Origin of the sequence: Pedobacter jamesrossensis, assembly GCF_042650905.1 — a bacterium.
In the GTDB taxonomy this organism is placed as follows: Bacteria; Bacteroidota; Bacteroidia; order Sphingobacteriales; family Sphingobacteriaceae; genus Pedobacter; species Pedobacter jamesrossensis.
In genome coordinates, this window is record NZ_JBHSBY010000010.1 from 1 (window position 1) to 12,564 (window position 12,564).

The 12,564-nt window shown below is 36.1% G+C and carries 14 protein-coding genes; 7 read left to right on the forward strand and 7 right to left on the reverse strand.

Features of this window, described 5'->3' with window-relative positions:
• Positions 1-772: 772 nt before the first annotated feature.
• The 3 genes from ACFOUY_RS01610 to ACFOUY_RS01620 are packed head-to-tail and all read right to left on the reverse strand — an operon-like array spanning position 773 to position 3,182.
• The gene (locus tag ACFOUY_RS01610; RefSeq protein WP_378958695.1) at positions 773-1,132 is read right to left on the reverse strand and encodes a CoA-binding protein; all 360 of its coding nucleotides are present in this window, start codon (positions 1,130-1,132) and stop codon (positions 773-775) included.
• 6 nt (positions 1,133-1,138) lie between these two features.
• Positions 1,139-1,606: a DinB family protein gene (locus ACFOUY_RS01615; RefSeq protein ID WP_378958696.1), complete on the reverse strand. Its 468-nt coding sequence runs from the start codon at positions 1,604-1,606 to the stop codon at positions 1,139-1,141.
• Between the two features lie 34 nt (positions 1,607-1,640).
• Positions 1,641-3,182 (reverse strand): NAD(P)/FAD-dependent oxidoreductase, encoded by a 1,542-nt coding sequence (locus ACFOUY_RS01620; protein WP_378958697.1) that lies wholly within the window; start codon positions 3,180-3,182, stop codon positions 1,641-1,643.
• Positions 3,183-3,289: 107 nt separating this feature from the next.
• On the opposite strand from ACFOUY_RS01620, the gene ACFOUY_RS01625 reads away from it, so the two are divergent.
• The 5 genes from ACFOUY_RS01625 (at position 3,290) to ACFOUY_RS01645 (ending at position 6,225) form a co-directional block, all read left to right on the forward strand.
• The gene (locus ACFOUY_RS01625) at positions 3,290-3,871 is read left to right on the forward strand and encodes a LemA family protein (RefSeq protein WP_187072990.1); all 582 of its coding nucleotides are present in this window, start codon (positions 3,290-3,292) and stop codon (positions 3,869-3,871) included.
• 85 nt (positions 3,872-3,956) lie between these two features.
• Positions 3,957-4,397, forward strand: coding sequence for a TPM domain-containing protein (locus tag ACFOUY_RS01630; RefSeq protein WP_378958698.1), 441 nt, complete (start codon positions 3,957-3,959; stop codon positions 4,395-4,397).
• Between the two features lie 6 nt (positions 4,398-4,403).
• Positions 4,404-5,192 (forward strand): TPM domain-containing protein, encoded by a 789-nt coding sequence (locus tag ACFOUY_RS01635; protein ID WP_378958699.1) that lies wholly within the window; start codon positions 4,404-4,406, stop codon positions 5,190-5,192.
• A gap of 68 nt (positions 5,193-5,260) precedes the next feature.
• Complete coding sequence (locus ACFOUY_RS01640) at positions 5,261-5,647, forward strand: hypothetical protein (protein WP_378958700.1); 387 nt, start codon at positions 5,261-5,263, stop codon at positions 5,645-5,647.
• A gap of 26 nt (positions 5,648-5,673) precedes the next feature.
• Positions 5,674-6,225, forward strand: coding sequence for an NUDIX hydrolase (locus tag ACFOUY_RS01645; protein WP_378958702.1), 552 nt, complete (start codon positions 5,674-5,676; stop codon positions 6,223-6,225).
• Between the two features lie 150 nt (positions 6,226-6,375).
• Here the strand turns inward: ACFOUY_RS01645 and dnaA are convergent, their stop codons facing one another.
• The 3 genes from dnaA to ACFOUY_RS01660 form a co-directional block, all read right to left on the reverse strand.
• Positions 6,376-7,806, reverse strand: coding sequence for a chromosomal replication initiator protein DnaA (gene dnaA / locus ACFOUY_RS01650; protein WP_109930718.1), 1,431 nt, complete (start codon positions 7,804-7,806; stop codon positions 6,376-6,378).
• A 470-nt stretch (positions 7,807-8,276) separates the two neighbouring features.
• A complete protein-coding gene (locus tag ACFOUY_RS01655; protein ID WP_378958703.1) occupies positions 8,277-9,824 on the reverse strand; it encodes an acyl-CoA mutase large subunit family protein in 1,548 nt (515 codons plus the stop codon).
• A gap of 106 nt (positions 9,825-9,930) precedes the next feature.
• Positions 9,931-10,461: a DUF7935 family protein gene (locus ACFOUY_RS01660; RefSeq protein WP_378958704.1), complete on the reverse strand. Its 531-nt coding sequence runs from the start codon at positions 10,459-10,461 to the stop codon at positions 9,931-9,933.
• A gap of 91 nt (positions 10,462-10,552) precedes the next feature.
• Between ACFOUY_RS01660 and ACFOUY_RS01665 the strand changes: the two genes are divergently transcribed.
• Together ACFOUY_RS01665 and ACFOUY_RS01670 are read left to right on the forward strand one after the other, a co-directional pair.
• Positions 10,553-10,906, forward strand: a complete 354-nt coding sequence (locus tag ACFOUY_RS01665) for a HesB/IscA family protein (protein WP_378958705.1) — start codon at positions 10,553-10,555, stop codon at positions 10,904-10,906.
• Positions 10,907-11,019: 113 nt separating this feature from the next.
• Complete coding sequence (locus tag ACFOUY_RS01670) at positions 11,020-12,252, forward strand: ABC transporter permease (RefSeq protein ID WP_378958706.1); 1,233 nt, start codon at positions 11,020-11,022, stop codon at positions 12,250-12,252.
• Between the two features lie 32 nt (positions 12,253-12,284).
• On the opposite strand, the gene ACFOUY_RS01675 is transcribed toward ACFOUY_RS01670, so the two are convergent.
• Complete coding sequence (locus tag ACFOUY_RS01675) at positions 12,285-12,500, reverse strand: hypothetical protein (RefSeq protein ID WP_378958707.1); 216 nt, start codon at positions 12,498-12,500, stop codon at positions 12,285-12,287.
• Positions 12,501-12,564 lie beyond the last annotated feature (64 nt).

Sequence of the window (12,564 nt, forward strand, 5' to 3'; positions counted from 1 at the left end):
TCCCGCTCCTTCCGAACCGGGTTGCAAAGGTAACAATCTTTAACACTATCGCAAAGTTTATTTTAAAATAATTTAAACCTCTTTAATATCCCTAACAACATGTAATCCTCTTTCCCTGTTCCTCCGAACCGGGTTGCAAAAGTAGAAAAAAAATTAGCCCAAACAAATAGAATCTGCCCTTTGTTCGAATACTTTTCGCAACTATATGATATACAAGCAGAAAAAATGAACGGCGATACAGGTTGTTTTTAATTAGATGCCATTTGGATAGGTTTAATTGGGATTTTAGGTTCAAGCAGGCTTGGTTTGGTTATGATATTATCACAAATGAGGGCTTGCGTTGGGGGGTAATGTTGGTAAAGCTGTCCTTCGACTACGCTCAGGAGGACAGACTGCAATTCAACCGGGATGATGGATATAATTTCTTTTTATAGGAATGGCAGGATTAGTAGGCTTCATTTTGGCTTAAGAAAAATTCGACAATGAATGTAAGCATGCGCTACGACTTACTCAAATTACTATGCTGGCATAATTTTACCCTTAATAGGCCTTTATATACGCTTCATCTATGGCTAGGGTATGCTTAGACTATTACTTAACAAAAACGATTCTTTCTACTAATTAAACTTAATATACCTGTCGGTTTTTTAATCTGACCAAGCTAATAAACCCCACCCTAATGGAAAAACCGCAAGGCGAAGCAGGAGCCGAGGATTTGAAATGAAGGGCGGGACTACATATATAGTACTATAAGCCCTGATTTGATAAAGAATTAATATTGACCTGTACTTAATAAAACCAATGTACAGGCTTCTAAAGGTTCAATCCCGTTTGCATTTAAAAGTTTTTCTAATTCGTAATTCTCTGTACCAGGATTGAAAATAACTCTTTTCGGTTTTGTTTTTAAAATATAATCATGGTATTGAGCTTGCAAGGCGGGACCAATATATAATGTAATGGTATCAATATCGTTGTGAATTTCGCCTGGTTTCTCAATTTCTACTCCTGCGACTTCACCGCGTTTGATACCGACATTAACAATATCGTGATTGAAGCGGGTTAACATATTCGCGGCTTTATATGAATACCTTGAGGAATCGGGTGAAGCGCCTATGATTAATGTCTTTTTCATTATAAATTAAAATTTAGAAAGTAATGCAATTTGTCCGGAGTGATATGCGTGATGCTGAACTAAACCATTTACTAATTCGATTTTTGTAACCCCTGTACCCAAAACAGGATTTCTTTCGTCTTTGGTTTCATCATCCCAATGGCTATCTTTTATAGATTCACAAACACGAATTAGCTCTTCGTTTGCAATTTTGAAATCAAATATTATTTTTTCCCAAGCTTTTGGCGTTTTATCATTTGGATTTGGCCAATCGCCCATTTCGGGTTCTGCGGCTGTTTTTCCTGTTAATCTTGAGGAAACCTCTTCTGTCCAGGAAGTTAAATGTAAAGCAATTTCGGCAATGGAATGTGCATTTGTTATATAATGTTCGAAAGCATTTTCTGGCTTAACGTTATTAAGGGTTTGCATAACATGATTTCCATGCCATGCATCGCCATTAAAAGCTTTTTTAATTTCGTTTGTAATTATAAACATATTGAAACAACAATCTTAACTTATATAATGTTTGTTATTTTGCTGCAAGGATTGCGTTTGCACAATTAATTCCATCGATGGCTGCCGAAACAATGCCACCTGCATAGCCTGCTCCTTCTGCGCATGGATATAAACCGCGAATTTGGGGATGCTGATAAGTTTCTTTATCTCTCGGGATACGCACTGGTGAAGAGGTTCTGCTTTCTACTCCTACTAATATTGCTTCGTTAGTATAATAGCCTCTTATCTTTTTGCCAAATAAAGGTAGTGCCGACTTTAAACTTTCGGATACAAATTCTGGCAAAATATTATCGAGCATTACACTTTTTGTTCCTGGCAGGTATGAATTCTTTGGTAAATCGATAGAAAGTTTGTTGTTTACAAAGTCCATCATCCGCTGTGCAGGTGCAACTAAATTACCACCTCCGGCCTCGAAAGCTAATTTTTCTATTTGAGATTGGAAGTTTAGCATTCTTAATGGGTCATAACCCTGAACATCATTTAAAGTAACCTGAACTACCGTACCCGAATTGGCAAAGGGATTATTCCTTTTAGATGGAGACCATCCGTTAACCACAATTTCGTTTTCGCCTGTTGCACATGGGGCTATAATACCACCAGGGCACATGCAAAATGAGAATACTCCACGAGCACCAACTTGTTCTACTAAACTATAATAAGCCGGAGGTAGAAACTCAGAACGAGTATCGCAATGGTATTGAGCCGTATCTATAATTTCTTGAGGATGCTCTATACGAACGCCTAATGCAAAAGGTTTCGCTTCGATTAAAATATTTTTGCTGTTTAATAATTCGTACACATCTCTGGCAGAATGACCTGTTGCCAGTATAATATTATCGGCATACAATTTATCCTCGAAATTAATTTCGATACCTTTCACTTTCCCGAACTCGATTAAAATATCGGTCATCTGACTATCAAACATCACCTCGCCGCCAGCATTTAATATTGTATCTTTTATTGAGGTGATGATATGAGGCAATTTATTTGTGCCAATATGAGGGCGGGCATCTATAGCGATATCTGGTTCGGCTCCATGATTTACAAAAACCTGAAGCACTTTATTAATATCACCACGTTTGTTAGAGCGGGTATATAATTTTCCATCTGAATAAGTTCCTGCGCCACCTTCGCCGTAACAATAATTCGACTCGGTATTTACTAAACCTTGCTTATTTATTGCAGCCAAATCTCGGCGGCGTTGTTTTACATCTTTACCGCGTTCGATAATAATTGGCTTTAAACCATTTTCTATACACTGCAAAGCGGCAAATAATCCTGCTGGGCCAGCACCTATAATAATTACGGGTTTAGCATTACTGACATTTTGATAGTTAATTGTGTAAATTTCTGCAATTGGTTCTTCATCAATAAAAACTTTTATTTGCAGGCGATATATAACTTTACGAGAACGGGCGTCGATAGAACGTTTTAAAATTTCGTAGCCCCTAATACGATTCTGTGGCAGGTTTAAGCCTTCAGCTAATTTCTGATTGATAATTTCGCTTTGCTCAACCTCGTGTGGGAGTAATGTAATTTCGATATCTTTTTGCATAATCTGTCAGGTTTTTATCCCGAATTGTAACAAAGGTACAGATTTTGCAATCTTATTAGTAAATTGACCTTAATTCAATTTGATTAAATAAAACAAAAACCATAAAAATGAAAAGATTAGTATTTGGAATTTTAGCTGCTGTAATTGCAGTTAGCACTTTAAGTTCATGCGGATACAATAGCATGGTTAAACTTGATGAAAATGTAAAATCGAAGTGGGGAACTGTGCAAACCCAATATCAAAGAAGAGCAGATTTAATTCCAAACTTAGTAAGCACGGTAAAAGGTGCTGCTAAATTTGAGCAAGGTACGTTAACTGCTGTTGTAGAAGCTCGTGCAAAAGCGACACAAATGACAGTTAAAGCTGATGACTTGACACCTGAAAATATTCAGAAATATCAGGCAGCACAAGGTCAGTTAAGTCAGGCGTTAGGTAAGTTATTATCAATTACCGAAGCTTATCCAGAATTGAGAGCGACTCAACAATTCAGCGATTTATCGGCACAACTTGAGAGCACTGAAAATAGAATTACTGTTGCACGTAAAGATTTTAATGATGCAGTACAAGAATATAACGGAAAAATCCGGTCGTTTCCAACAAACTTAACAGCCGGAATGTTTGGCTTTAAAGCTAAAGGTTATTTTGAAGCTGATGCTACAGCTAAAGATGCTCCGAAAGTAGAATTTTAATATTCTGACTATAACATTTGAGGGTAATAGATGTTTATTCAGTTGAACATTTGTTACCCTTTTTACTTCATTTTAAAATAAAGATATGTCGTTATTTTCAGATATTGAACAAGAAAAAATTGCAAAGGCAATTGCTGATGCAGAGAAAGCAACATCAGGAGAAATCAGAATTGCTATTGACAAACATTGTGAGGCTGATCCATATGAAAAGGCTATTGAATACTTTTCAAAGCTAGACATGGATAAAACGGCTCAAAACAATGGCGTGTTAATTTATTTAGCACATGCTGACCATAAATTTGCCATTATCGGTGATAAAGGAATTAATAAAGTTGTTCCTGTTGATTTTTGGGAAACCACGAAAGTTGCAATGAAAGCACATTTCGCCAAGGGTGATTTGGCAGATGGAATTATTGCTGGTGTTTCTTTGGCAGGCGAAAAACTAGCCTTATTCTTTCCTTATCAACCCGGAGATATAAATGAGCTGCCAAATGATATTGTATACCTTGATAATAAAGAAAATTAATAATCGATGAAAAAATTATTCCTTTTATCGCTCTTCAGTTTATTATTTTCTTTTGCATTTGCACAAGATTTTCCTGAAAAGCCTTCTACGTTAGTTAATGATTATTCAGGAGTTTTATCGGCAAGCCAAAAACAGTCGCTTGAGCAAAAACTCGTTGCCTTTGACGATTCTTCTTCAACTCAAATTTCAATAGCGATATTGAAATCAGTGGGCGATTACGATATTAATGAATATGCTGTAGAGTTGGGTAGAAAATGGGGAGTTGGCCAGAGTGGCAAAAACAACGGCATTATGATTGTTGTAGCTGTTGGCGATAGAAAAATATCTATCCAAACCGGTTACGGCGTAGAAGGCGCACTACCAGACATCTATGCAAAACGTATAATCGAAAATGATATTAAGCCATATTTTAAAGCTGGCGATTACTATTCTGGTTTAGATGCCGGTACAACCTCAATTATAAAATACACCAAAGGTGAATACAAAAATGATAAACCTAGGGTTTCTTCTAAAAATGGAGGATCTGGTAGCGTAATTGTTATCATCATCATCATAATTGTGATTATAGTTATCATGCGCAAAGGTGGTGGCGGTGGAAATGGCGAAATTATTGGAAGCCGCGGTGCATCTAATGCTTTATTCTGGGCTATGCTTTTCGGAAGCGGCGGCGGTGGTCGTGGTGGAAGTGGCTTTGGTGGAGGAAGTAGCTGGGGCGGCGGGGGCTCATCAGGTGGCGGATTTGGCGGATTTGGTGGCGGAAGTTTCGGCGGTGGAGGCTCAAGCGGAAGTTGGTAACTTTGATTGATGATTTTAGATTGACGACTTACGATTAATAAATGATTTCCCTTTTAGCCCTCTAAAAAATGTTTAGAAAAGATTTAATTACAGCGGAGATTCAGAAACTGGCTGAGGTTTTAGCCCGAATAATGGGCTTAAAATTGGAAGGTAAATTTGCCGAAGCAGAATCTGTTTTTAACGAAACGATGCAAAATAGCTTTGCAATTCCAAAAGAAGTTCTTGATGATGAAGGCAATATTGAGTTCGAAAAATGGTTAAATGAAAGTGATATTCCTGCAGACAAACTCGATTCTTTAAGCGAATTTTTATATTATGAATTAGGCATTAGTGATGAAAGGAATAAAGCTATTGCGCCAAAGCTTAATTTAATTTATAATCAATTGGCTGATAAACATAAAATTGTTCACCTGGTAAATCTTCATCGCCAAAAAACAATACAACAATATCTTTAATTTTCAATCGGATAAACAATTTATATATGATTATAGAAAAGTGGCAAAAAATTGCTTCTAAATATTTAGTGAGAGAGAAATGGGCTACGCTTCGGGTAGATGAAGTTAAGCTACCTAGTGGAATAATTAAAGATGATTACTATGTTCTTGAATATCCAAATTGGGTTAATGCAATTGCTTTAACAGAAGAAGGAAAAATAATCATGGTTCGTCAATATCGCCACGCTGCAGATATTGTTTCTTTAGAAGTTCCTGGCGGAGTGATGGATGGTGATGAAGAACCCGATTTTGCAATTAAACGTGAACTGCTTGAGGAAACTGGTTATAGTTTTAAAACATGTAAAATGATTGCAGAGCTTTATCCAAATCCTGCAACTGCAAATAATGTAACTTATACTTATTTTCTAACTGGCGGAATTAAGACTCATGAGCAGCATTTAGATGAACATGAAATTTTAAATGTAGAAGAATATACGGTTGAAGAAATAAAACAATTCTTAAAAGAAAATAAAATTGCTCAGGCTTTGCATGTAGCTGCATTGCATTATGGCTTGGCCGAAATCGAAAATTTGCAATAAAAGGTTAACCACCTAAGAAACCTTAGAACATCTAAGTTTTTCATAAATATTAATTAAACAAAAAAGACCTGATTTTTATCAAATCAGGTCTTTTTTGTTTATGGTCAACATATTAGGTTTAGCCTATACCTTTAAACCTTTTACCTTAAACTAGCTCATTTTTAATTTTTTCTGAATATCGTGAACGTAAGCTTTAAACTTTTTATCGGTATCAATTAAATCTTCTACAGTTTGACAAGCATAAATCACTGTACTGTGATCGCGACCGCCAAAGAAAGCACCAATTGTTTTTAACGATGATTTAGTATGGCTTTTTGAAAGGTACATCGAAATTTGACGAGCCTGAACAATTTCACGCTTACGAGTTTGCGATTTAACCATATCAACAGGTACTTCAAAATATTCGCAAACCAGTTTCTGAATGTATTCCATCGAAATCTCTTTTGAAGTATTTTTGATGAAGTTTTTCAGCATTTGCTTAGCCAGGTTCAAATCGATTTCTTTTTTATTCAATGTCGCTTGAGCTAATAAAGAAACCATTGCACCTTCAAGTTCACGTACGTTGTTATCAATATTATGTGCAACATATTCTACAACTTCGCCTGGTAATTCAATACCGTCGGCATACATTTTCTTTCTTAAAATAGCAATACGGGTTTCCAAATCAGGAATCTGTAAATCTGCAGAAAGGCCCCATTTAAAACGACTTAACAAACGCTCTTCCAAACCAGCTAAATCTTTCGGTGCTTTATCAGAGGTTAAAATAACCTGTTTGCCCGATTGGTGTAAGTGATTAAAAATATGGAAGAAAATATCCTGAGTTTTTTCCTTACCTGCAAAATTGTGTACATCATCCATGATGATAACATCCATTGCCTGATAAAAATTAACGAAATCGTTAATTGTATTGTTTTTTAACGAGTCTACAAATTGCTGGCAAAATTTCTCACAGCTTACATAAATAACAAGCTTATCCGGCATACTGCGTTTAATCTCGTTACCGATTGCTTGCGCAAGGTGGGTTTTACCTAAACCTACGCCACCATAAATCATTAAAGGATTAAAAGATGTACCACCTGGTTTTGCTGCAACAGCGTAACCTGCAGAGCGAGCCAAACGATTGCAATCTCCTTCGATATAATTTTCGAAAGTATAGTTAGAATTTAATTGTGGATCTACGTTTAATTTTTTCAATCCGGGGATGATAAACGGATTTTTGATATCCTTATTAATTGATACCGGAATTGGCATCGATTGCACTTTTGCTTCTGCTCCGTTTCCGTTCGATGGCATATTTGTAGTGTAAGGATTACCGCTGTTAGATGACTTATCTACAACGATATTATATTCCAACCTGCCATCCTCTCCAAGTTGCTTTTTAACTGTTTTACGTAGTAAGCCTACATAATGCTCTTCAAGCCATTCGTAAAAGAATAAACTCGGTACCTGAATGGTTAAAACCTTACCTTCCAACTTAAGGGCTGTTATTGGCTCGAACCAGGTTTTAAAACTTTGGTTCGGGATGTTATCCTTAATAATTTGAAGACAGTTCTTCCACACTTCTGTACAAGTTTTTTCCATTGCGATTTCTATAATTTATTGGTTTTCAGTGCCGATTCGAATTTACGGGATGGTCCGTTTCGGGACTACGAATATTGACAAAATTATCAACATTTGAAACAAAAATTTCAAATATTTCGTAACATATTCATAAGCAGTAACCTACCCTACTTAACCTGAATTTTTAATGTGGATAACTATTTATTAACATTGGTTTTCCACATAAAATCTACGTATTAATGCATTTAGCCCTTAATTGCGAATCAGACACATAAAAGCAAAATCCAAGCCATTATGATTGATAGTGGAACGAATTTCATAGTTTTTATTTCTTGTAGCATAAAAGCTACTGAAACCAAAGGGTTTGCATAGCAACAAATAAAAAGCTGCCAATACCTTTCAATTTAGTAAATAAAAAACTGTAGTGCCATTTCCCCTTTTAAGGACAAACGTTTAAATATTTGAGATTAATTTAGAGGTGATATAAGAATTTAATACTCGCCAAAGCTATCACGCAGTGAATCTGCAATTTCTCCTAGTGTTGCGTACTTTTCAACAGCATCAATAATTAATGGCATTAAATTTATTTCAGCATCAGCCGAAACCCTTATTAAATCTAACGCTTCTCGTACTTCATTGTTGTTTCGCTCTGCCTTTAATTTTTCTAGTTTTTCTGTTTGCAATTTCCTTATAGAGTCATCGATATTAAAGACTTCAGTTATGCCTTCTTCTTTCTGGGTAAACTTATTTACGCCAACCGAAATGCGACTGCCGTCTTCAATTTCATTTTGATACTCATAAGCCGACGCAGCAATTTCCTGCTGCATATAATCGCTTTCAATTGCATTTACAGAACCACCCATGGCATCAATCTTATCAATGTATGCCCATGCAGCAGCTTCAACCTCATCAGTTAAGTTTTCTACGAAAAAGGAGCCTGCAAGTGGGTCTACAGTATCTGTGACGCCACTTTCGAAACCAATAATCTGCTGCGTTCGAAGCGCAATTTTTGCTGCTGCTTCTGTTGGCAACGACAAAGCTTCATCGTAACCGTTTGTATGCAAAGACTGTGTTCCACCTAAAACCGCAGCCATAGCCTGATTAGTTACGCGTATAACATTATTTAAAGGCTGTTGCGCAGTTAATGTAGAACCTCCGGTTTGTGTGTGAAAACGAAGCATTTGCGCTTTTTCATCAGTAGCACCAAGTTCTTTTGTAATCTTAGCCCACATGCGCCTTGCCGCTCTGAATTTTGCAATCTCTTCGAAAAAATTGTTGTGGCAATTAAAGAAGAATGATAATCGCTTTGCGAAAATGTTAATATCCAAACCTTTATCAATTGCTGCTTTTAAGTAAGTTTTACCATTTGCCAAAGTAAAGGCCAGTTCTTGCACAGCAGTTGAACCAGCTTCGCGAATATGATAACCAGAAATAGAAATGGTATTCCATTTTGGCACTTCTTTACTGCAAAACTCAAAAATATCGGTAATTAACCGCATAGATTGTTTTGGCGGATAAATATAAGTTCCTCTGGCTGCGTATTCTTTTAATATATCATTTTGTATGGTTCCAGAAATTTGCTTTAAATCTGCACCTTGCTTTTTTGCTAAGGCAATATACATCGCTAACAAAATCGAAGCCGTCGCATTTATTGTCATCGAGGTTGTAATGTTTTTCAACTCAATACCATCAAACAAAATTTCGATATCTTTTAATGAATCTATGGCTACACCAACCTTTCCTACTTCACCATCGGCCATTTCGTGGTCAGAATCGTAACCAATTTGCGTAGGCAAATCAAAAGCCACAGATAAACCTGTTGTTCCTTGCCCCAATAAATAATGATAACGTTTGTTAGATTCTTCGGCAGTTGAAAACCCAGCATACTGTCTCATAGTCCATAAACGGCCGCGATACATATCTTTCTGAATTCCTCTGGTAAAAGGAAATTCTCCTGGCTTCTCATCCATCGGCTTTGCCGAAGTATAAAGTTCTTTTATTTCGATGCCAGATGTTGTGGTATGTTTTTTATCGCTCATATTTGGTTAGTTGAATGGTTAACCGTTAAAGTTGTTTTAATGGGTTAATTAAAAACTATACTGTTTCAATTAACCGATTAAACATTTAACCAATTAACTAAAAAATTTAAAATAGCTTTTCAATATCTTTTTTAATCAGTTCGATGGTTAAATCGTAAGGATTTTCATCAATACTGGCCATGTGCTGTAAAATTGCTTTACTTAATTCTATTCCATTTGCATCGGAAGGCAAACCTTGCACCGCATTGTTAATCATTGCAATGGTATCATCCTTTAATTTACGAACTACATTCCATGTTACACTGCCAACATAAAGTTGCTGCGTAATGTTATGCTGAAATTCGGATCTCACCTCATTCAAAATCCCAGCTTGTAAGGTTGCAATTCCAATTCCTTGCTGATGCAGGCGAACCAAAAGATTTGCCGGATTAATTCTATCGACAAAAATGATTAAACGCTCGTGTGCCTGAAGTCTAAGCGGCAAAATATGCGCCTTGCTTTCTTTATTTAATTCAATTGTTTTCAAATTAAAAAACCGTTGAATATCATTCTTCAACAAGTAATAAATGGTTAAAAGCGAAAGGAAAATCCCTGTAAAAAGGACTACAATATCTGTAATTATTTGTTGTGCGTTCATTGTATTGTTTAACTACGGTAATATTAACATCCGGATAAAAGCAAAAATGTGCATTATTATTTATATTTGTAACAGATAAAATTTAAATAACATGAGCACAACAGTTGATACAGCATTTGCACCAGTTACTTTTTCAGAAGGCGCAGCAAAAGAGTTATATAAATTAAAAGATCAACAAGAAATTGGTGATGATTACGGATTACGTGTAGGCGTTGAAGGTGGCGGTTGCGCAGGCATGAATTATATTTTGGGTTTCGACCAAAGAAAAGAAGGCGATCAGGAATTCCAAATTGATGGCATTAGAGTATTCATGAATAAAGCGCATCAAATGTATTTAATGGGCATGATGATTGACTGGCAAGATGGCTTAAACTCTCGTGGTTTTACGTTTGTTAACCCAAATGCAACAAGCACATGCGGTTGCGGCACAAGTTTTTCGGCATAAAGAAAATATTATTGTAACATAATGCACAGTCCCCTTGTCTAAACATCGGGACTTTTTTATTTTTAAGGCAATTGTCTTGCAAATATTCCATTGCAATTACGCTATATAACTAAATGAATTACAGAGAAAATATCAGGCTGGCATTACAATCTATCAAAAGCAACCGCTTACGCACAATGTTAACAGCATTAATTATTGCTATTGGCTTAAGTGCTCTAGTTGGTATTTTAACTACTTTGGATGCGGTAAAAACCAGCATGACGGATGCTTTTAGTAGCATGGGCGCTAATTCATTTACAATCCGTAATCGGGGTACCGGAATAAGAATTGGTGGGCAAGGTAAAAGACCAAAGCCTTTTAAAGCAATTAGATATGAAGATGCTGTTCGCTTTAAAGATAGCCTAAAAACACCTGCAACAGTTGCTGTAAGTGTTTTTGCTAGTGGTGGCTCTACAATAAAAAATGGCAGTTTAAAAACGAATCCAAATATAAATGTTCAGGGTATTGATGAAAACGGACTTGCTTCTCAAGGTCTGAGTTTATCTGAAGGAAGAAACTTTAGTAAATCTGAAGTTGAGATGGGTAGCAATGTTTGTATTGTTGGGAGCGAGGTTGTAGACAAGCTTTTTAAAGACCAAGATCCGATTGATAAGCTGATAAATGTTGGAAACAATAGATTTAAGATTGTAGGAATTTTAGTTTCTAAAGGCTCGAGTATGGGATTTAGTGGAGATAGAGCTGTTTATGTTCCATTATTAAAAGCGAAACAAATAAATTCTAATGCAAATCCATCTTATACCATTACGGTTATGGTGCCTACAAATGATATGCAGGAAAACATAATCGGCGAATCGACAGCTTTATTTAGAAATATTAGAAAGGTTAAAATTAGCGAGCCTAATAATTTTGAAATTACTAAAAGTGATGCTGTAGCGCAAACTCTTTTTGAAAACTTAGCCTTTGTTGCAATTGGTGGCGTTGCTATTGGAATTATTACCTTAATCGGAGCATCAATTGGTTTAATGAATATCATGTTGGTATCAGTAACAGAGCGCACTCGCGAAATCGGTATCCGTAAAGCAATTGGCGCAAACCCAAAAGTTATTCGTCGTCAGTTTTTAATTGAGGCAGTTGTAATTTGCTTAATGGGCGGTAGTTTTGGTATATTCTTAGGCATTCTTATAGGCAACTTAATATCACTTGCCATGGGCGGATCGTTTATAATTCCGTGGTTATTTATTTTAGGTGGCTTTGTAATATGTGTTGGAGTGGGAATTTTATCAGGCTATTACCCTGCTAAGAAAGCATCTAAATTAGATCCTGTTGAAGCGTTGCGATACGAATAAGCAATTATTAATGAAAGTTTCTTTGTTCTTAATTAGAGACAAACATTTTTAAGCTGATGTAATGTCAACATGCTTTGCATTGAATTTATATGTAAGCTTTCTTCTAAAGCGGCAGCATGTTTTAAATGATGCATGTCGCTTCCAATAAAATCAACTAAATGATTTTCAACCATTTGCTCCGCTACCTTTTTTGCGCCAGAGCCATAATAACGGATCAAGCAAAAAAGTTGGGGATTAATCTTATGCATAAATTTTAGATAATCTGAATAGAAAGAATTTCACATTCCTCACACCTCTGAACTGTGATCTGAA

What these genes read in the sequence shown, in the direction of transcription:
- ACFOUY_RS01610 (WP_378958695.1), bottom strand. Translation starts at nt 1,132, where the DNA reads ATGAAAAAGACATTAATCATAGGCGCTTCACCCGATTCCTCAAGGTAT.
- ACFOUY_RS01615 (WP_378958696.1), bottom strand. Translation starts at nt 1,606, where the DNA reads ATGTTTATAATTACAAACGAAATTAAAAAAGCTTTTAATGGCGATGCA.
- ACFOUY_RS01620 (WP_378958697.1), bottom strand. Translation starts at nt 3,182, where the DNA reads ATGCAAAAAGATATCGAAATTACATTACTCCCACACGAGGTTGAGCAA.
- ACFOUY_RS01625 (WP_187072990.1), top strand. Translation starts at nt 3,290, where the DNA reads ATGAAAAGATTAGTATTTGGAATTTTAGCTGCTGTAATTGCAGTTAGC.
- ACFOUY_RS01630 (WP_378958698.1), top strand. Translation starts at nt 3,957, where the DNA reads ATGTCGTTATTTTCAGATATTGAACAAGAAAAAATTGCAAAGGCAATT.
- ACFOUY_RS01635 (WP_378958699.1), top strand. Translation starts at nt 4,404, where the DNA reads ATGAAAAAATTATTCCTTTTATCGCTCTTCAGTTTATTATTTTCTTTT.
- ACFOUY_RS01640 (WP_378958700.1), top strand. Translation starts at nt 5,261, where the DNA reads ATGTTTAGAAAAGATTTAATTACAGCGGAGATTCAGAAACTGGCTGAG.
- ACFOUY_RS01645 (WP_378958702.1), top strand. Translation starts at nt 5,674, where the DNA reads ATGATTATAGAAAAGTGGCAAAAAATTGCTTCTAAATATTTAGTGAGA.
- dnaA (WP_109930718.1), bottom strand. Translation starts at nt 7,806, where the DNA reads ATGGAAAAAACTTGTACAGAAGTGTGGAAGAACTGTCTTCAAATTATT.
- ACFOUY_RS01655 (WP_378958703.1), bottom strand. Translation starts at nt 9,824, where the DNA reads ATGAGCGATAAAAAACATACCACAACATCTGGCATCGAAATAAAAGAA.
- ACFOUY_RS01660 (WP_378958704.1), bottom strand. Translation starts at nt 10,461, where the DNA reads ATGAACGCACAACAAATAATTACAGATATTGTAGTCCTTTTTACAGGG.
- ACFOUY_RS01665 (WP_378958705.1), top strand. Translation starts at nt 10,553, where the DNA reads ATGAGCACAACAGTTGATACAGCATTTGCACCAGTTACTTTTTCAGAA.
- ACFOUY_RS01670 (WP_378958706.1), top strand. Translation starts at nt 11,020, where the DNA reads ATGAATTACAGAGAAAATATCAGGCTGGCATTACAATCTATCAAAAGC.
- ACFOUY_RS01675 (WP_378958707.1), bottom strand. Translation starts at nt 12,500, where the DNA reads ATGCATAAGATTAATCCCCAACTTTTTTGCTTGATCCGTTATTATGGC.